The organism is Ruegeria sp. BK1, assembly GCF_056535645.1.
Window position 1 is genome coordinate 2,362,887 of record NZ_JBQFIS010000001.1, and the last position, 19,402, is coordinate 2,382,288.

The 19,402-nt window shown below is 54.0% G+C and carries 19 protein-coding genes; 5 read left to right on the forward strand and 14 right to left on the reverse strand.

The window, feature by feature from the left end; all coding sequences use genetic code 11:
- Positions 1–51: 51 nt before the first annotated feature.
- The 7 genes from ACR3E7_RS11865 to ACR3E7_RS11895 all read right to left on the reverse strand — a co-directional run bounded on the left by ACR3E7_RS11865 (position 52) and on the right by ACR3E7_RS11895 (position 6,560).
- Positions 52–378: a hypothetical protein gene (locus ACR3E7_RS11865; RefSeq protein WP_480504412.1), complete on the reverse strand. Its 327-nt coding sequence runs from the start codon at positions 376–378 to the stop codon at positions 52–54.
- The gene (locus ACR3E7_RS11870; RefSeq protein ID WP_480504411.1) at positions 371–1,912 is read right to left on the reverse strand and encodes a YfjI family protein; all 1,542 of its coding nucleotides are present in this window, start codon (positions 1,910–1,912) and stop codon (positions 371–373) included. The genes ACR3E7_RS11865 and ACR3E7_RS11870 overlap by 8 nt, the downstream gene beginning before the upstream one ends.
- Positions 1,913–2,272: 360 nt before the next feature.
- A protein-coding gene (locus ACR3E7_RS11875; protein WP_170790453.1) for an IS3 family transposase occupies positions 2,273–3,399 on the reverse strand; the annotation gives its coding sequence in 2 pieces (ribosomal slippage) (positions 2,273–3,135 and positions 3,135–3,399; 1,128 coding nt in all).
- 95 nt (positions 3,400–3,494) lie between these two features.
- Complete coding sequence (locus ACR3E7_RS11880) at positions 3,495–4,037, reverse strand: adenylate/guanylate cyclase domain-containing protein (protein ID WP_170789617.1); 543 nt, start codon at positions 4,035–4,037, stop codon at positions 3,495–3,497.
- A gap of 337 nt (positions 4,038–4,374) precedes the next feature.
- The gene (locus ACR3E7_RS11885; RefSeq protein WP_170789616.1) at positions 4,375–4,839 is read right to left on the reverse strand and encodes a CoA-binding protein; all 465 of its coding nucleotides are present in this window, start codon (positions 4,837–4,839) and stop codon (positions 4,375–4,377) included.
- Positions 4,840–4,842: 3 nt separating this feature from the next.
- Entirely contained in the window at positions 4,843–5,208 is a 366-nt protein-coding gene (locus ACR3E7_RS11890) for a 2Fe-2S iron-sulfur cluster-binding protein (RefSeq protein WP_170377340.1), read from the reverse strand.
- On the reverse strand, positions 5,205–6,560 hold the full coding sequence (locus tag ACR3E7_RS11895) for a selenium-binding family protein (RefSeq protein ID WP_480503371.1): 1,356 nt from the start codon (positions 6,558–6,560) through the stop codon (positions 5,205–5,207). The genes ACR3E7_RS11890 and ACR3E7_RS11895 overlap by 4 nt, the downstream gene beginning before the upstream one ends.
- A 70-nt stretch (positions 6,561–6,630) precedes the next feature.
- On the opposite strand from ACR3E7_RS11895, the gene ACR3E7_RS11900 reads away from it, so the two are divergent.
- From ACR3E7_RS11900 to ACR3E7_RS11910, 3 genes are all read left to right on the forward strand, one after another.
- A complete protein-coding gene (locus ACR3E7_RS11900) occupies positions 6,631–7,392 on the forward strand; it encodes an IclR family transcriptional regulator (RefSeq protein WP_480503373.1) in 762 nt (253 codons plus the stop codon).
- Positions 7,393–7,488: 96 nt separating this feature from the next.
- Positions 7,489–7,842, forward strand: a complete 354-nt coding sequence (locus tag ACR3E7_RS11905; RefSeq protein WP_170789612.1) for a putative quinol monooxygenase — start codon at positions 7,489–7,491, stop codon at positions 7,840–7,842.
- Positions 7,843–8,140: 298 nt separating this feature from the next.
- Positions 8,141–9,904 (forward strand): adenylate/guanylate cyclase domain-containing protein, encoded by a 1,764-nt coding sequence (locus tag ACR3E7_RS11910; RefSeq protein ID WP_480503374.1) that lies wholly within the window; start codon positions 8,141–8,143, stop codon positions 9,902–9,904.
- Positions 9,905–9,907: 3 nt separating this feature from the next.
- On the opposite strand, the gene ACR3E7_RS11915 is transcribed toward ACR3E7_RS11910, so the two are convergent.
- From ACR3E7_RS11915 to ACR3E7_RS11940, 6 genes are all read right to left on the reverse strand, one after another.
- Positions 9,908–11,161 carry an NAD(P)-binding domain-containing protein gene (locus ACR3E7_RS11915; protein ID WP_480503375.1) on the reverse strand — a complete coding sequence of 418 codons (1,254 nt, stop codon included), beginning with the start codon at positions 11,159–11,161 and terminating at the stop codon, positions 9,908–9,910.
- 24 nt (positions 11,162–11,185) lie between these two features.
- Positions 11,186–11,746 (reverse strand): OsmC family protein, encoded by a 561-nt coding sequence (locus ACR3E7_RS11920; protein WP_480503376.1) that lies wholly within the window; start codon positions 11,744–11,746, stop codon positions 11,186–11,188.
- Positions 11,747–12,203: 457 nt separating this feature from the next.
- Entirely contained in the window at positions 12,204–12,614 is a 411-nt protein-coding gene (locus ACR3E7_RS11925; RefSeq protein ID WP_480503378.1) for a hypothetical protein, read from the reverse strand.
- Between the two features lie 612 nt (positions 12,615–13,226).
- Entirely contained in the window at positions 13,227–14,207 is a 981-nt protein-coding gene (locus ACR3E7_RS11930) for a CobW family GTP-binding protein (RefSeq protein ID WP_480503380.1), read from the reverse strand.
- A gap of 14 nt (positions 14,208–14,221) precedes the next feature.
- Positions 14,222–15,688 carry a guanitoxin biosynthesis MBL fold metallo-hydrolase GntH gene (gene gntH / locus ACR3E7_RS11935; protein ID WP_480503381.1) on the reverse strand — a complete coding sequence of 489 codons (1,467 nt, stop codon included), beginning with the start codon at positions 15,686–15,688 and terminating at the stop codon, positions 14,222–14,224.
- A 10-nt stretch (positions 15,689–15,698) separates the two neighbouring features.
- Positions 15,699–15,932, reverse strand: coding sequence for a hypothetical protein (locus tag ACR3E7_RS11940; protein ID WP_170790544.1), 234 nt, complete (start codon positions 15,930–15,932; stop codon positions 15,699–15,701).
- Between the two features lie 99 nt (positions 15,933–16,031).
- Here ACR3E7_RS11940 and ACR3E7_RS11945 point away from each other — a divergent pair, with 99 nt between their 5' ends.
- On the forward strand, positions 16,032–17,366 hold the full coding sequence (locus tag ACR3E7_RS11945) for a hypothetical protein (RefSeq protein WP_170790545.1): 1,335 nt from the start codon (positions 16,032–16,034) through the stop codon (positions 17,364–17,366).
- A 234-nt stretch (positions 17,367–17,600) separates the two neighbouring features.
- On the opposite strand, the gene ACR3E7_RS11950 is transcribed toward ACR3E7_RS11945, so the two are convergent.
- Complete coding sequence (locus ACR3E7_RS11950; RefSeq protein WP_170789599.1) at positions 17,601–18,512, reverse strand: LysR family transcriptional regulator; 912 nt, start codon at positions 18,510–18,512, stop codon at positions 17,601–17,603.
- Positions 18,513–18,619: 107 nt separating this feature from the next.
- On the opposite strand from ACR3E7_RS11950, the gene ACR3E7_RS11955 reads away from it, so the two are divergent.
- Positions 18,620–19,396: a CmcJ/NvfI family oxidoreductase gene (locus ACR3E7_RS11955; RefSeq protein ID WP_480503382.1), complete on the forward strand. Its 777-nt coding sequence runs from the start codon at positions 18,620–18,622 to the stop codon at positions 19,394–19,396.
- The last annotated feature ends 6 nt before the right edge of the window (positions 19,397–19,402 follow it).

The following is a 19,402-nucleotide window of genomic DNA, read 5'->3' on the forward strand; positions in this document are numbered from 1 at the left end:
AACACGGCGCAAACAAACCCACGTTACATCCACCGAGAAGGACCCAAACCGCTAGGCCCTCTCCTGGTATTCTTTCATCACCGTCCTAAACGCCTCCAATTCAGCTTCTTCCCTGGATAATCCCTGATCAAATTCTAGAATTGCAGCTCTCTCCTCGAATGCGTGAAGTGCAATCGGATCTAGAGCCATGTACTTTGCGACAAGCGACATTTGCGACTGGTGCTGCAAATGTCCTTGGTGATGGGCACTGTAACCGACTGTTGAGAGTGTTATCGCCGGTTTTGGGGAATTGAGTTCATTGTGAGTTTGACTGCGTACAGACGCTACACGTGGATCCAAAACATCTTCATCAAGGTCAAAGCTGAACAGCTTACTCATTGTGGCACAGCCCCCATGCTTCACGGGTCTCATGCCCATTAATCACAGTTCCGACCGGCAATTCACAAATGTGCCGATGCTCTGCCAGAATGCACAGCAGGCGTTTTACAGTCTTAGTATCCCTAATCGCGCCTGGTCCAAACCTTACGATCGTTCTCTTATCGAAAGGTTCAACTGGATACCGCGCCTTTAGCCAATCGAGCAGTTCCTGCGCCAGTTCCAAAGATTTATCGACAGGACCTGCATCCAAGAGTCGCTGAGCTTCTGCAATGTACCAAGAAGCAAGTTTGATACCGCATGCCATGTCGCGAATGGACAAAGACTCTGCGTCTGGATCAGAAAAAACCGCCAGAACACCGGCAATTCGTACTGCTTGCTCCGCTGCCTTAGATGCAAAGCCAGTTATGTGCGACAGAGATTCATTTGGAAGTTGTTGGGTTTCAACTTTGTTTGCAAATCGTATCAAGAGTGTCTTCGCATCAGGATCTAAAGGCAAAACTCTTGGCTCAAGCTCTAATTGATTTGCACCAGTATTTTTGGATCGGCGTAGAAGTGAAGCCAGCTGATTGTGGTATTTGGTAAGCTTACTTTCGGCCAAACGCCGTTTTTCTAGATAATCATCGGAAATGACAATGAGCCGTTTGCCAATTCGGCTTTGGGGCCAAACGATAAGCATGCGAGAAAGAAGCCCCTGATCTCGTAGAACGTCGTTTCGCAACACACTTTCCGCGATACCTGGTTGAATCATCAAATGAAGAGCTCCGCGCCTGCGCCGATATGTGACTTGCGGGGAACCGGCTCTGGTCCGGTTTAGGGGCGCTGCGTCCCAGAGTTTTGATAACCCGGCTGCGGTCTTGAGCTGATTGTCCTTGCCCATACCGTGTCCACCAAAGAACTGGCCACCTTCGTCGGCGAAGATACCAATCGAGGGATCGCCGTCCTCGAAATGGCGAAGAACGCCTTCAAACGTAATATCGGGCAGTAGCTTTCGAGGCACGACAGGTGGAACAGGCGATTGAGGGGCGGCGTTTTCGACGACGCAACCTTCCTCTGTCTGTGCCTTCAGCGCTTGTCGCTTCATGTTTTCGTATATGGACAACTCGAATTCGTATGCTCTTCGAGCGTCTTCATAGGCCGGGGCTTGAGCTTCTTCCCAGTCCTGAATCGGTTTGGATGCGAGTTTATCGCAAGTCGATTTTCTTTCCCCCGAGGATGCAATGGTAAGCAGAAATAGACTCAATGGAGCTGAACCAGCCAAGGTTTCTACGTCACGGATAGTCTGCGTCGCAAGTGATGCCATCGCCAAAACCGACTGGAACGCAATTTCGATTGGCGCATCAGTTAGGAATGCTATTGCCTCAGTAGCTTCCCGCAACGCACCAAGATGATCTTCGGGCAGAGCTAATCCTAGGTCTCTTTGACGTAGAAGGGGTTCCGGTGCTTCGTTTTTCGGGTGGTGTTTTGCGGCAGTCGCAAATTGGTTTGAAACAGAGGTTTCAGACACAGCTTCGCCCTTGCCTATTTTCATAGACATTTTTTGAATCCTTCAGTTTTATGCGTAGTTCGATGTGCGAATTACGTCAGCGCCCGCTGGCCACTTTGGGGAGGTGCTTTCGCCGAGACGTAAGTTCATTCAAGGTATAGACAAAACTTGAAGAACGATGCTCATCTAATGGAGAAACCAGACAGAAAGTCAGCAGGTCGATAATCGCAAGATTATTCGACTTCTGAGTTTTCTGGTCTGGGTGAGTTCTTTCGTTGCAAGTGGTGTCATGAGTGACCTCCGTGTATGTATGCAACAATCAAATAATAGCAGATTTTATTGATAATTTATTACAGTACGGTTCGTTGCCATTCTAATGGATGGCCTGATTTGACTGGTCCGACTTGATTGTTAGTGCATGACTGGCCTCGGGTCCATTTGGACGATGGTTTCAGGAGCTGGTGGCCGATAGCCGAGAGCGCTGTGGGGCCGCTTAGTGTTGTAGTGTTTCCGCCAGCCTTCGATGATAATCTGAGCCTCCCTCAGCGAGTAGAAGATCTCTCGGTTCAGAAGTTCATCGCGGAACCTGGCATTGAAGCTCTCCACATAGCCGTTCTCCCAAGGGCTGCCCGGTTCGATGAAGGCCGTCCTGGCTCCCACGGCTTCGATCCATGCTCGGACGTCTTTGGCAACGAACTCGGGGCCATTGTCGCTGCGCACAAATGCCGGCGGCCCTCTCAGGATGAAGAGATCGGTGAGAGCGTCGATCACGTCGGTCGAGTTTAGCTTCCGCTTCACTGTGATTGACAGGCATTCCCGGCTGAACTCATCGAGGATGTTCAAGGTACGGAACGCCTTGCCGTCGTCAGTGCGGCAATGCACGAAGTCGTAGCTCCAGACATGGTTGCGGTGCTCAGGCTTCAGGCGGATGCATGATCCGTCGTTCAGCCAGAGACGGCTCTTCTTTGGTTGCTTGCGTGGCACCTTCAGCCCCTCCCGCTTCCATAGCCGCTCAACACGGCCGACGCTGACCTGCCAGCCCGCATCTCTCAGCAGAACGGCGACGCGGCGGTAACCGTAGCTGCCGTATTGCCGGGCCAGTTCAATCATGTCCGCGACAAGCCGGTCTTCGTTTTCCCGGCCTCGGGGAGAGTACCTTTGCGTCGATCGATGCTGCCCCAGCACCCGGCAGATCCTGCGTTCTGAAACCTTCATCCTACTTCGGATCAGGTCGATGCAGGCACGCCGGCGGGCGGGGCTCAGAAGTTTCCCCGGGCTGCTTCCTTAAGGATTAGCTTGTCCAGGGTCAGATCCGACACGGCTTTCCGAAGCCGTTCATTCTCTTTCTGGAGCCGTTTGAGTTCCTTAAGTTGGTCGGTTCCCATACCGCCATACTGCTTGCGCCATCGGTAATAGGTCTGCTCGGTAATGCGCACTTCGCGGATCGCATCCACGCGCTGCATACCCTGGCCGACAAGCACATCAACCTGCCGTAACTTCTGAACTATCTCCTCGGGCTTGTGCCGCTTGTTTGCCATTCTCTGTCCTCCGTTCACTATACATAACGGTGGACCTAGTCAGATGAGGCATTCCACGGCCTTGGTTTCTTCGTCATTTGGCCCGAACTCTATCTTCACCACGACGATGACGGGGCGCTTATCCTCTTCCGGTGCGACCTTTGTCTTAGGCGACCAGTAAAAAAACCCTCGACCGGGTCGGGAATGTTTTTTAACTCGAGCAGCCCCGCGCTTTCGAATTGTGCTGCCAGACTGCCGCTAAGCTGTCGAAAGAGGTCTTGCGAAATCATGATGCCGCCAGGTGGTGCCTCGGCCTCGAGCCGGGCCGCAAGGTTGATCCCGGTGCCATAAAATTCGTCTTCATCCTCGGTAATTTCACCCAAATGGCCGCCGATACGTAACTTTTTCATTGGTTGTTTGGCCAGCTTACTCTGTATCTCAGTGGCACATTCCAGAGCCGCCATGATCGACCCGAATGCAATGATCCATCCGTCGCCCAAACGCTTGAGGATTTCGCCCCCATGGCGATCGCAGATCGGAACCAGCTTGGCGTCGTTGATCTCTTTGACTGTCGCTATCCCTGACTTTTCGTCGCGGGCCATCATCCCGGAATAACCGACAATGTCCGCTACGATGATCACTGCTAAACGGCTGCCCATGTTTCGTCCTCCATTTAGATGGTCGGGCTCAGCGTCAACCCACGCGGCAATTACTTATACAAATGCTGGTATGATCCAACAATCGTCGTAACCGCTTATCCAGGTCGCGGCAGGACAAAGCTGCCGTTCGCCGCTGCGCAGCGCTGGGATGTAACCTAAATATCTGGTTCGTGGACAAGGTGGCCGTTGGTTCTATAAACAAAACGGCCATTCTTGGGTTTAGAGAACCTGGATTTCGCAAAGCGGGCTGGATTACGTGTCTTCTCTTCCGTAAGCACAGTATCTCAATTGGCACCATTATTGGATGCTGAGGAGGTCGCTACCAATCGAATTTCCATCATATCTTTAGGTCCAGGCGCGGCTTCCAAAACGGGCGGAAGAGTTCAATCTTGGGGCATCGGTTCATCACGACTTTAAGGCCCGCCGCTTCGGCGAGTTGCGCTGCTTTGTCGTCGTACACACCGATTTGACCCCAAAGAACTTTTGCCCCGATTGCGATAGCCTTCTCGGCAAAGGCATAAAACTCTTCCTTCGGGCGAAAAACGTCAACCATATCAACATTTTTGTCGATCTCTTCCAGCGAGTGGTAGACCTTGAGCCCTCTAATTTCCGAAACATTCGGGTTAGGATTCACCGGTAGAATATCATAGCCGATTTCACTCAGCTGTCGCAGAACGCCATAGCTAAATTTCGTTTTGTCCGCGCTAGCCCCCACCATTGCAATGGTTTTAACCGACTGCAGGATGTCGGCGAGGTATTTGGGGTCGTAATCGTAGATGCGGTCAATATCTGCTTCGGGCATCGGTTAACCTTCCTTCGGCGTCGCAATGTCAGCCTTGAGTTCGTGGGGTTTGAGAGGGTCGAGAAACGGATTGCGGTACAGCTTGTCATGGCTCTCGACCCCGATCTCAAGCGTGATGTCGGATGTCGGACGCGCGACGCAAAGGATCACATAGCCGTTCGCGATTTGCCGATTATTCAGCGCAACCTGTCGGCGTTGATCGATCGCGCCAGTCTTTAGTTTTGCTGCGCAGGTAATGCAGCCGCCATACTTGCACCCAAAAGGCAAGTCGACGCCTTGTTCTCTCAGCGTTTCCAAAAGTGGACGCCGCGCATCCACACAGTATTGCGCGCCATCTCTGTTCGCGATCGTCACGGTATACATAGTCATAGCCAGATGTCGCTTGTGCAATCACCGCCTGGATACCGGCTCTCGTGACAGCGCGATGGACCATTCGGTTCTGCGCCAAAGTCCACAATGAAATCCTTATTGATCTTCATGCCACCGTTTTCAGGGTCGCAATCGATCATCACCATAACCCCGCCCTTTTCGCGGATCTCGGGATAGAACTGATTGTCCCAAGTCGAGAACAGCGAGGTCGTGACATAAAGCCTTCGTCCGTCGAGAGAGAGCTGGAACATTTGCGGACCACCCGCGACCTCGACCCCGTTAACGATCGGAGCTTTACCCAAAAGGCCCCCCATAAACACTTGGCCGGTCAGCTTGGGATTATGCGGGTCGGTGATGTCATACTGGCGCATATCTCCATGCAGCCAGTTGTTCAGGTACAAGTATTTGTCGTCCATCGAGATCAGGATCGCCGACATCACCCCTGGCAACGGGATCGGCCATTCGGGGTGCATCTCGTTTTCGACATCGATGATCTTTTCCCACTGCCACTTTTTAGCATCGTCTTGCCACCAATGGATCACATTGGTCGAAAGAGCTGCGCCACAGAACCCATGCGTGCTGTCGGGGTCATGGTGGAACTTGACTTCCAGTGGCAACAGCCCGTCTTCACCCAAATAGAAGCTTTCGACCGGTTCGCGCTTTTCAAAATCCCAAAAATGCAGCTCCCGCCCATATTTCAGATGGCCAACTTCTTCCAGATCGAAGCCTGGCATGAAGGTATTGGGCGCAGCCCATTCTGAACTGACCATCACGTTGTGGCGTGGTTGGTACCAGAAGTCATAGCCGAATTTGATATCGCCCATCGAGGCTTCCCAGCGACCGACGATGTTGAACTCTTTGTCGAGATGCAGATAGCCTCCAGGAGCCTCACCCTTGGCATTTCCAAGGAAGGAAATGATGATTTCCGAGCCCAAACAATGCACCGTATGCGGGCCCGATAAATCTGCCTTGGCCTTGATCTCGGCCCCGTCGATGATCTTATGCAACCGCGGCGCACGCGGGTCAGTGGCTGTATCAACGATGTGAAGGTTGTTAGAGCGTACGCCCGGCAAGATCAGGTATTTGCGGGACATCGAGCCGTCGTCGTGACAGGACGAACAGGCGTTCCACCCCATGTGGTGAAGCTCGTCCCCAATCCCCGGCATTTCCAGCCTATGTATTACCTGAGAATAGGTCGGGCTGTCAGAGTCGACATCCACTGTAGCAAGGTAATCAGGTTTCTGGATCCCTGTCCCGGTGTAGATGGCGATCGTGTAGAGTAGCTTTTCTCGGGGGGCTTTGATGGCTTCTTGCGGACTTTTGAAGCCCGGTCCACAGCATTGTCCATCCATCGAGTGCTCCTCCCTTGATTCCTCAAATTGTATCGTATATCGAAAACTTAGTTATCATAAAGTGAGAAAAATGCATCTCGGACGATTAGCGCTGATTTTGGAAATCGTGGGTCAAAAAGGACGTGCGTCCGTAGCGGATATCTGTGCTCAGTCCGATATACCTAAACCGACGGCCTACAGGCTGGTTCAAGACCTTGTTTTGTCTGGCCTCCTTGAATCACCAACCCGTGGTGAGTTCGCGATTGGGATTAGGCTAAAGCGTATCACGTTGAGCGATCACTCTGATCCCGCTCTTTTGCAAGTGATTGCGCCTGTCCTCTCTGGTGCCGCGAATGACTACGGCGCTGCGTTTTTCTTGTCTCGGCTACGGGGCCATTGGGTTGAGATTATTCATGTGGAGACACCGCAGACGGGCGTGTCTTTTCTTCATCCAGGTATGGGCAAACGACCAATGCACGCGTGCTCTTGCGCCAAGGCAATCGCCGCCGTGTCGCCTGAGCTGCTGTCTCTAGACCGATTGGATGGGCAGCTTAAGCGGTACACAGATCGCACGATTACAGACCCAAAGGAACTGGCCGCGGAACTCGATGTCATTCGAGCCAAAGGGTATGCCGAATGTGTTGAAGAGCTCGAGCGCGGAATCAGTTCTGTCGCAACAACGCTGACTAAAACTGGTGTCGGTGCGACGCTTTCAATCGGCGCTACGGCGTCTCTTCGGGTGTTTACACCTTCGAGGCGAGAAAAGATTGGGCAGACACTTACCACAATGTCACACGAACTTGCACGCGCGCTAGGATGGGGTGAAGCAGATAAAGAAAGGATACCCGCTTAGGTTCATGGGTATCGCAGTGCTGTAGGTTAACGCCATTCAGCAGGACAGGTGTGTTTTGCGACCTTCGCCGCTTTTAGATCAATGAGGGAGACAAATATGGAAGATGCAATGTTTGGTGGGTTCTTCGTGATCAACGTAAAACCTGAGTATCGGCAGCCCTTTTTGGACGCCAGCATCTTCCAAGCGCAAAATGTTGTCAGTGAAGAACCCGAAGTCTTTCAGTTTCATATTATGGTGGATGAAACAAACCCAAATCGTTTCTATTTCTACGAAGTGTTCAGGAACGAAGCCGCGGTCCAGGATCATTGGGAATCTGAAACTTTCAATAACTGGTTAAACACTGTCCGAAAGATGCTGGATGGTGAGATCGAACTTGTTGCCAGGATGCGCTCGCTTTTTCCGACGCCAAAAGGTTTCGAGGCGCAAAAAACAAGCCTGCTACTATGGTAAAACTGACCGACGTTTGAAGCTATCGCCGGTGCGAGAAAATTATGGATTTTGGTGCTGGTCTGCGTTGGGCTCGGTGCACTCGTACGCTGCATCTGGCGTGAACGACTGCTATGCGGACAAAGCCGTCGTCGTACATTGAGCACGGCGGCGATGGCTTCAGAAGTTACAAATTGCTTTTGCAAATTCTGTATGTTCCTCGCGAATTTCCAGAGTGAACCATCAGACAGGCTTGGAATGATTGGTTGGCATCCAGTCGATCTCCAGATTATTGTGGTTCGAACAGCTATGGCGCGGTTGGATGTCTCAGGAACGAGTTCGAAGAAGGCTATCGGCGATTCTTGCGGTCGACGTCGTTGGTTACGGCCGACTAATGGCGGCGGATGAAGTTGAAACATATGCCGCCCTGCTGGACTGCCAGAAGTCTATCCTGGATCCCTCGGTGTCAGGCCACAGTGGGCGCGTTGTCAAGCTGATGGGAGATGGCGCGCTCGTCGAGTTCCAAAGCGTAGTCGATGCCGTTGAGTGCGGAATTGATATCCAGGCGGGATTTTCAAGACGCAATGCCGATCTGCCCCAGGCCAAGGCCATCTTGGTTCGCATCGGCATCAATCTGGGCGACATCATCATCGATCGCGGCGACATCTTCGGCGACGGCGTCAATATCGCGGCCCGGCTTGAGGCAATCGCAGATCCGGGCGGCATATGCATCGCCGGTTCGGTCTACGACCAGGTCAAGAGCAAAGTCGACGTCAAATTCGAAGACCTCGGTGAACAGACTGTCAAAAACATCGCCGAGCCGGTCCGGGTCTATCAGGTGAAGCCAGCCGGAAGCATCACGATGCCGTTTGCGACTGCGGCGTCGGCCGTGACGGTCCGACCGTCGATCGCAATCTTGCCATTAGACAATCTGTCGGGCGATTCCGATCAGCGATATTTTTGCGACGGTGTCAGCGAGGATCTGACGACCGGGCTGTCGCGTTTTGACTGGTTGTTTGTGGCTGCGCGCAATGCCGCCTTCCGATATCAGGGCCAGCCTGTTGACGTGAAACGCGTCGGACGCGAACTTGGCGTTCGCTATGTGCTCGAAGGCAGCGTTCGCTCGGCCGACAAGCGGGCGCGGGTGAACGTCCAGTTGATCGAGACAGAGCGTCAGGGCCACGTCTGGGCCGACATGCTGGATGCAGACGTGGCAGATCCGTTCGAGGCTCAGGACGATGTCGTTACGCGTATCGCGTCGACGCTCGGACCGGAAATAATGCAAGCTGAAGTATCGAATGTCTTGCTGAAGCAAAACCAGGACCACACCGCATGGGACCGCTATCTGCTGGCACTGCGCGGCTATTTCACAATGACCAAGCAGGCGCTGGAGGAGGCGATCACACACCTCGACAAGGCAATCGAACTGGAGCCGGATTTCGTTATGTCCTATGGACTGTTGGCACTCTGCCATGGGCAGATGGCAACTCATGGCTGGACGCGGCCGGCGCGAGAGGGTTTCCGCCGGGCACTGGACCTCGCCAACAGAGCCATTCGGATGGCACCGGCAAGCCCCGAAGCGAACCAGGCACTTGGCTGTGTTCTGATGTACACTGGCAAGGCGAAGGACGCCGTGACCTCTGCCCGGCGCGCGATCGAGCTTAATCCTTACTATGCCGAGGGCCACGCCGTACTCGGACATTCGTTGATCATGTGCGGCGAACTCGAAGAGGGCATCAAGGCTTGTCAGACAGCGCTCAAAAGCACGCCACGGGACTTCCGGGGTAGCTGGTTGCTCGATGCGATTGGTCACGGTTATTTCTTCCGTGGCGAATACGAAAAGGCCATCGATCTCTCGAACCGGGGACTGCAAAGCGACCCCGGTTTATTCGGTGCGCTGGTCACTCTGGCCTGCGCGAACGCCCGGCTCGGTCGGATGGATGAGGCGAAGCGCGCCATCGACCAACTTCTGGCCGATATCCCCCGCTATTCGCTCAGTGCCGTTCGCAAGAACCCTATGTTCGTTGACCCAAAACTCGTCGACGAGTTGATTGACAGCCTTCACCTGGCTGGTCTTCCGGAATAGCGCTCAGGCCGATTGCACGCGCCCGTCCAGCCAGTCTGCCAAATGGGCAGCCAGATCGTACGCATCTTCCCCGGCCCCATCGATCAGAGAGGACTTACGTCGGCGCAGAAACTGCATTCCCATCAGGTACATTCCCGGCCAATCAACCACGCCACCGTTGTGTCGGACCCGGCCCTTGCGGTCGAAGACAGGGACATGCAGCCAGGAATAGTCGGGGCGGTAGCCTGTCGCCCAGACGATCGAGCGGATCCCCTCGGCACGCAGTTTCATGGTTAGCGGCGGACGATTCGGTACGCGGGTTGCCTCGAACCGGTGCGGAACGGGCATCGTGCTGTCCAGTCCTGCTTCGGTGGCCCATTCATCAACCGTCGTGAGAAGCCGGTTCATCTTGAGATCGGCCAACGCACAGACGTTATTAAGCGAACCGGAGAACAGCGCTGAGCCGTCGCGCAGGCCTGCAAGCTTGCCAACCAGCCTGACCCCTTCATCCGTCAGCGCATTCAGATCCAACGTGTCGCGCGTGTCTGTGCCCGTCAATTGCAGCGAGGGCACGGTGCGCGCGCGTTCGAGATCCTCGACCTCGAAATAGGTCTCGTCCTGCAGCCCGCAGGCATCCATCCACCACAGAATATCACGGCCCCGATAGACCCGTGGCAGACGTACATGTTCGCCAGTTGAAAGGACCACGGGCCGCCCGGAACGGTGAATCTCGCGGGCAAGCTGTGTGCCGGTCGCCGATCCGCCGACCACCATGACACCCCCGTCCGGCAGGTCTGAAGGTCTGCGGTAAGTCTTGGTGTCGATCGACAGGATATCATTGGGAAGGTCACCTGCCAGCTTCGGAACAGCCGGAAGGTTACAGGCGCCCGAAGCCAGGACAACGGCGCGACAGTGCCAGGCCCCGCGATCGGTCTCGACCCGAAAGCCGGGGTCTGCCTCCCGAACTGAGGTTACCGTCGTACCCGTCTCCACCGGGGCCGAGATTACAGTGGCATACTCGCCAATGAAGTCGATCACCTGAGCCATGTTCATGTAACCGTCGGGATCGTCGCCGCCATATGCGTAACCGGGCAGCCGGCTGCACCAGTTCGGCGTCAGCAGACGAAGCGAATCCCAGCGTTCGGTTCGCCAAGAATTCGCCACCTCGCCACGTTCAAGAACAACGTGATCGATACCGCGCTCGGCGACGCATCGGCTCATGGCAAGCCCGGCGTGGCCGGCGCCGATCACAACGACTGTGGTCAGGCGATCAGACATCGAATGCTTCTAAGGCCCGGCCCGCTACTTCACAGTCACCGAGACATTCGTCGGATTCGTGATGATGTCGAAGACTGCCGAGCGCTTTTGCGATTGCGCCACCAGCGCCTCGATATCCTCACGGCTTGCGTCGGCATCGATTTGATAAATCACATTGATGCCGTCAAAGCCATTTCGGACATCGGAATCGATCCCGAGAATACCCTGCACATCCATGTCACCTTCAAGTGTCGCCTTCACCGAGCGCAGCTGGATTCCTCGGTGTTGCGCAACCGCGGCTATGCCTGCAGTCAGGCAACTGGCAAGTCCCACCAGCACGTACTCAACCGGTGTCGCTCCATGGTCCTCGGAGGCGAACAGCTCCGGATGATCCGAATTGAATGTAAACACCTTGCGGTGCCGCTGCTCTTCGCCGAGGCCGAAGAAGCTTTCGACGCTTGAGTGGCTGTGCGTGCCATTCTTCCATTCGCAGTCGGCGCGCCACTTGAACCTTGCGGCTTCCGGCGTGGCAGTCAGTGCTTCACGTGCTTCGAGAAGTGCGCCAACGTTGACGCCGTTGTCCACAGTTTGCTCAATCGGTTCCATAGAGTTCCCCCGGCATTTGAAACATCCACAGTTAATAACACAAAAAACAATCTTTTGCGCGCCTTGACATTTGGATTCCGGAAGTGCGCTCGCCGACGCCACGACATGGCCCAGCAGAGCCGCAAATCTCCGGACAGCGAAATGCCTGAAGTCTGATGGGAAATGCTATGAATCGAGCATTGCAATTTACGCAACTTTTTTCTTGAATGACCGCTTCGAGCTCAGAGCAGCCGTTCGCTGCGTTCTGTCTTAATGACCGTTTTGCGGACTTTGCAGCCATCCGCATTCTTGCTCTAAAGGACCACAATCAGCCCAAAGCGGACCTTCAAAACCGAGTTTGCAATGTCCGAGAGGCGAACAAGTCCGTTCATTCGCATTTACCGCTGCAATACCCGTAACCGGCCCGGCCGGGCATTTTCGGCTAAAAGTCCATTCGAACAAACCTTAAAGCAGTTTGTTAATTGGGTTTTGAGACAAATACGCTGGTTTCAGGGTTCAGATCATCATTCGGGTCTGTCAGAATACCAGCCGGGAAAGACACCGAGATAGGTCGATCCTTTGTATCAAGGCAGAGCATGTGGTTATTGTCCCCGTCACCCAGATCGGCAAGCGCGGCGGGCGTAACTGTGCGTTGAGATCCTTCTTCGGCCTCTACGATGATACTGTACAGATCACGTTCCACATCGCCAGGTTCCTTGCCGTTCGCCAGCGTAACGCCACCCGCCCAAGTTACCCGAATGGCCTGTACGATGTTTTCACTTGGACAAAGGCTTCCTCTAGTTCGGCGTGGCCCCAAGTTTCCGACCAAAGTCCAATCCTCGACAACCTCGGCAAGGATCATTGACGGCCCGTCTTCCAGCGGAGTCACGGCGACAGTGGCACCGCGAAAATCAAGTGTTCAAACGATGGAATGAAGGTGTCCAATAACTTCGACTGCAACCGGTGGATCCTCGGAAACGTTCCCAAAATCCCCGATGAGAAGCACCGTGCGCAATTCACCGGGATCGGTAGCAGGCAACGCTGACGCGCAATGCATTGTTCCGATCTGGCCTGACTTTGTTACGACTCTGAAGTCGCCAGCCTGCAACGTTTCCAAATCTACCTCGGTTGTAAAGATGACAGGCATCCCGTCTTTGCTCCTAGAACCTCTGCAAATGAGATTTGCTACACGAGGCAACGCCTCGAGCCCGTGGAACGCGGAAAGCAACTCGGCATCTTGTCCTCCTGCTGAATTCGGCAATCCGAGGTTTGGGGTTGTATCTTCAAGTTCTCGACTTGAAACGTCTTGCGCGCGCGCAGCCGCTCCCGACAAGACAAACGCAGTGGCAAGTGCAAGCAATCTGATCGCTTGACTCCATTTCCTAAACTGCTTCAGCAATTAGGTTTTTCTCCATTTTTGGTCCGCGGTGCTGCGGGCTTTCGAGCTGTTACGTGTTGGAGTTTTACAAACACACGCAAACAAGTTTGGTCTAACTTGCTGCTATGCGGTCGCCAACAACGCATCGGAAAGCTCGTATTCCGAAAGGGCCCCTGGTGCACCTATTGCAACAAGCCTTGTTTCGGGTTTTCGGTGGCCCCATGCGCCATCCCTTGCGATGTCCATGCGTTTTCCGACGACCTGTACAAGAATGCGATGATCTGGATCCTCCTCGCTAAAAACAAAGCCCTTGAGGCGATAAACGTCGCCAGGAAGCTTTCGAATTGCGCTCCGAAGGGAAGACAAGCTTATCGGGCTTTCAGCTTTCATCATAGTTGTTGAGAAGCTGTCCGAGTGATCAGAGTGGTGGCAACCACAATCCGGTCGATGCTCGTGATGATCGGGTATTTTTGTTTCGAGCTGTTCGGCGGCAAAGCGGCCAACAGAAAGAAGAATATCCAATGGGACATCCGCGTTGACAGCTTCGACAAGACGATACCGACGGAAGCGAGACCCGAGCCAATCGTGGACCCTTTGAACAGCCGCCCTGTCGACTAGGTCGACCTTGTTCAAAATAACCATGTCCGAGAACGCGATTTGACGGAGCTTCAGTTCCATTTGTTCCGGCGCAGAAAAGAGCTGTTCCGCATCGACCAGGCACATAAGGCTATCCAAGCGGATCATGTCCCGAAACTTCTGATCGGTGAATGTCATTGCAATTGATGACGGGTCCGACACTCCGCTTGCTTCAAGCACGATGTATTCCGGTTTCTCAGGCCGGGCGAGAACGGCTTCCACTGTTTCGATCAAGTCATCTCGGATCGAGCAGCAAACGCAGCCATTTGCCAAACTCATCACATCATCTTCGAGACCGACGACCAAGTCGGCGTCTACGTTTATTGATCCAAAGTCATTCACCAGAACCGCAACCCGCAACCCGTGATTGCCTGTCAGGATGCGGTTCAAAAGTGTTGTCTTACCGGCTCCAAGAAAGCCGGTAAGGATTGTTACAGGGATTGCGGAAGTCGAACCGAATTCAATCATTGTTCAATCTCTCCTCAGTCTTCATCGCGCGAGCCGATTACATCCGAAACTTTGATGGTAAAGTCCTGTGGCCAGTCCCCGCCGGGCGCTCGAAAAACGTCGGTTGGGTAATACTCACGTGGATCAATCTCCATATCTCGATATTTCTGATCTTGCTGATCTGCTCGAGTGAGCCTTGGGTTCGGTAGTGTGACTTCATCAGGAAGCTCAATGCGCCCGGCCTCGGCTGCCGCAGCCAGTTCACGAAATGGTGGCACAGTACCGGATTTTCCGGGCAGTGCAGCTTTCCTGTACCAGATGGCATCCTTGGTCACGTTCACAACGGCTACATCGAGACCCCATTGGAACAGTCCGTCATAGTGGGCGCGAATTCCAGCCAGCATTTCAGCGTCGATGTCTTCGTCCTGAGTATAGTGTGTCACCATTCCCAAACGCGGCCTTGCGTCAGCAAAGAGCTTACCCACGGCATAGTGAGAGGTATGGTGTGTATCGATTGTGTAATTAAACAGATCCTGTGGGATACCGTATTTGTAGGTCATCAGATGACCAACATCCTGTCCCGACATTTCTGTTACAAAGACATCAACACCTTCGCCGTATTTCCGCGAAAGCTCGTCTGGTCGGCCATCGCCTGTCCATACAAAGCTCAGACCATTCCAATCCAGCCGATACCCAACTGCACCGTCCTTGGCGTGGCTGCGCGGCCAGGACCGAACAGTCACACCGTCTTGGTCGTATACGATGCCGCCTTCTTGTCGGAAATCGAACTCGTTGACCTCGATCTCATAGCCGTCACCAATTGGAAACACGTCGAATGCTTCAAGGTGCCATTTGAGCATCTGCTGCATGCCTTTGACCATCCCGGCCGTTCCAAGCTCGGGTGTCCGACCAGAGGGACCGTGAATGCGCAGCGGCGTGTACCCTCCTGACCAAGCCCGGAACGGGTAGATGTAAGGTATGTCGGCATAGTGGTCGACATGTAGGTGAGAGATGAAAATGTCGTTGATCAGCTGCCCCGGCACCTGCATGGCAATAATGTTACGGACACACCCGGATCCAAAGTCGAAAAAGAACCGTTTTCCATTTCCCAACTCCACCATGATACAAGTACCCGCCTGATCTTCGCGCGGCGGATAGGGTGTTGAACCACAGAATGAGATGCGCATCTCATCTGGCCCCAACTCCTCGCTAAGTGGGAAATAATTCGCGTTAGAACCCGTCATGTATTTCGTCGGGCGGAAGTATTCTGGCAAAGAGATGCCGCCTGCGGGCCGACCACCGTATGGGTTCCTGAGCGTTTCTCCCAGTGGGCCGTCTCCTTCATGGGCCTCGGCACTCCCCGCCGCAAACCCAGCTGCGCCCGTTGCAGCTGCTCCAGTGGCTAAACCCTTAAGAACATTCCGTCGCGAGGGGTCTTCAATTTGGTCTGTCGCTTGAACCTGTTTGTTCTCCAGGTCTTTCCCATTGTCTTCTTTTGTCATGACTGTGCCCTTAGTTGGAAATGCTACGAAGGTTGCGCTTCACCATCCGGCGAAGCTCGTTCACGAGTTCGGATCTGATGTGGGCCCATTCCGCGCGCTCTGAGGCTGTGATCGATACATCATCTAGCAACTCGGAAGCTTTCTTCAGGTCTTCGACAACCTCTTTGAGCAACGCATCCGTTTCGATACGCCCTGACAGCGCATCGGACAGTTCTGGAATCTCTTCTTTCAGGTCCACCGCCACTGGATAAATCCCGGCTCCCACTATCTATTCTCACATCGAGATGAGTGTGGTTGACCGCGCACGCCAAGTGAGTCACCGTGAGTTGGGGGTGAGTTTGCCTTGAACAAAGCTAATGAATTGCCGATAGATCAACATGTTGAGCAGCCATCGCCGGATCTTGTCCGGGAAGCTCTCGAGCGCGTTGTATCGAGCGACGAGTTTCAAGCTTCGCCCCGTCTCCAACAATTTCTTACATACGTAGTCGAGGAAGCTATCGCGGGTCGTGGTCCCCAGATCCGAGGCAAAGCTATTGCCGTAGAGGTCTATGGGCGGCGTATTGATGGCAGTGGCGGCCAAAACCTCGTTCGCGTCGAAGCAAGGCGACTGCGTCGGCTGTTGCGCGAGTTTTACGAAGATCAATGGGACGGCGAGGGTGTTCGCATTTTTGTTGATCCCGGCGGATACAAGCCGCGGTTTTCGCAAGGAAGAAACACAGGAAGCAACGACTCAACCGCTAAGGACAGCGATCTGATTGGCGAGAATCGACGTCTGGTACAACTGGTGCCAATTGGGCTGGGTTGCCTAGTGTTGATTGCGGTGACAGGCTTGTGGTTCACGCGGGATAACAAGGCGGTTTTGCCCACAACTCCATCCATCGAACAGGCTGAGCGAACTGCTCTTGGCGAGCAGTCTTTGACAAGGCTTCAAGCGGCTAATCTTGCGGATCAGGCCCGAGGCATGTTTTTTCCTGTTTTCGACGTCAAGCGCCAGCAAATAGCACTGGGAATGTTTCAGCACGCCGCGGAACTCGACCCCGCACTTTCGGACGGTTATGCCGGATCGGCACAGGTCCTGGCGACTTTGGCCATGCTGTCCCCTGATAAAGCGCAAAGAGACGACCTCTTTAGCCAAGCTTCCGAGATGTCGGAAAGAGCGCTTGATCTATCTCCCACTGATGCGTGGGCAAACGGTGCACATGGTTGGGTATTGGCTACCCAAAACCATCCAGTCGAGGCTATGAAATACGCAAGGCTATCGGTCGAGCTTGCGCCGAATGATGGTCATATTCTGGATCTTGTTGGCATCACTGCCATCATGGCGGGCACCCCAGATCTTGCGGCTGAGGTTAGCGATCCAGAAAGACTCAGGTCAGGATCGGGCCGCTTTGGCGCACGAAATATTTGGGGCGTATCGCAACTGATGCTCGGAAATTACGAAGGCGTTGTGGACGCCTTTAAAGGAGCGCCCGCAGCCGGTGCGCCTGTAAGTGCTCCTTCTCTCCTGTTCCAAGCCGTTGCGCAGGATCAGTTGGGACATACCGAAGAAGCTCAGCGACTTATCACCGAAATGCGCAAAACGTGGCCGGAGTTTCCATCTGAGTTTCTCGCCGGCAGGATCTTCCACAATAATGACGCAACGCGGCAAGCGATACTTGATACTCTGATCAGATACTGATGAAACGCGTCGCATGGTTGGGTATGCAAAGTCTGCTTTCTGCGCATTGCTGTCATTGGGGCATAGAGCAGCATCGGTCAAAGTGGGCTCGGCGCGATCTTTCGCTACGATCTGTCTGAGGGACCGCTATGCCGACAAAGCGGACTTTTGTGATTTGACAAGGCATATACGCTCAACGCCTATCTCCAACACTGGCGTCGGGGTATTTGACAGCGCGCTAAACTTAATTTGAGCTCATGTTTCCCAAGGAGGCTTTGCGCCAATCTCTGCGACGAGAAAGTCCATGAACACCCGCACTTTGGGGGACAGTACGTTGGACTTGGGATAGATCAGCCACAAGACATTGTCCTCTGCGGCTTCAAAGTTTGGAAGAACCCGTATCAAACGGCCTGATTTCAGTTGGTCATGCACGCTCCATAGAGCGTTCAAGGAAATACCGGCCCCGGCCAATGTGGCGCGGACCTGGCTTTGACCGTCGTCAATTATCAATTGACCTTTCGCCGATGCGGGGTCGAAAACCGCGTTCTCACCTTCCAGTCCTGTCAACAGGCGCGGTTGGCGGTTTTGGAAAGCAATCAAGTGGTGGTTGTTTAGATCATCAGGAGTTTTGGGCGTGCCGTGCGTGTAGAGGTAGCTTGGTGCGGCGCAAAGAATACGCTGGTCATCGGCCAGTTTGCGACCTTTGAGGCTAGTGTCGACGAGTGGCGCGTTCCTGAGTGCCAGATCATAACTTCCCTCGATCAAGTCGAACTGCACATCCGACAGACGCAGATCGATTGTGAGGTCGGGGTGCTGTTCAAGGAACTTGGGCAGAATTGGCGCGATATAGAGTTGTGCAAAACTGCTAGGCGCGGCGAAGCGCAACGTTCCTTTGATGGTTGTTCTTTGCTTGCCTAAAGCAGCAAGTGCGGCCTCTTCCTGCGCGATGATCTCTCGGGCGAAGGGCAGGAAGTCAGCACCTTCGACCGACAGTGACACTTTGCGCGTTGTGCGGTGGAGCAATTCGGAACCCAAGTTTTGCTCCAACTTGGCGAGTTTTGCGCTGGACACGGCCGGTGCCATGCCTAATGCGCGCCCCGCCGCGCTTATGTTCAGTATTTCTGCTGCCCTGACAAACAATCGCAGCGCATCTGTATCAAGTCCCATTATATAGCAAACCCGAATTATTATTCCATCGATGGGCAGTTTATATGCAAATAGATTGATGTTAAATCCCTGTAATCGATGCAACACAGCATAGACAGGAGGCGCACATGACGCGGACAGCCACAGTCAACTACCACGTCCATAAGCCCTATCGGCAAGCCTTTGAGTTAGATGCAGGCGGGATTGCAGGTAACCTGGTTTCCCCCGAATTGGGCACAACAAGCGTTACGTTGGTCGATAATCGCGCGACGACCAATACAGTTAAATTTGCGTCTGATTCTGTTGAATTCGTAGCGCTTATAACGCAGGTTCAGCACTTTACAGGAGCCGCCTGGAAACCGATATACGATGCCGAGTTGACGGCGATGCTTTCTGACAGGCTGGGCGCGCGCGAGGTTTTGGTTTTCGACCATACGGTTCGGAAAGACGACCCGAGTGCGACGCGCAAACCCGCACGTAACGTTCACAGTGACTACAGCAAGGACGGAGCGGAACAGCGGCTTGCTGACCTGCTGGGTGCCGAGGTCGCGGCGGAATGGGCGCGGGGTCACTACGCTTTTGTCAGTGTGTGGCGTCCTATTGAGCATCCGATCAATTCAGCACCTTTGGGCTTTGTTCGTCCGTCATCCGTTGATCCGTCCGACTGGATTCTGCTGGACCTGATCTATCCTGACCGCAAAGGGCAAATCATGGGGCTGGTGGGAAATCCCCGGCATGAATGGGTCTATCAATCCAAGATGACGCCTGAGGAAGTCGCGATCTTCAACATCTATGACAATCAAGGACTGCCATCAATTGCCCATAGTGCGCTGGACATGGTCGAAGATTCAAGCATCACGACCACTCGCAAAAGCATCGAGAGCCGCACTCTGGTTCGCTATTAAAGGGGT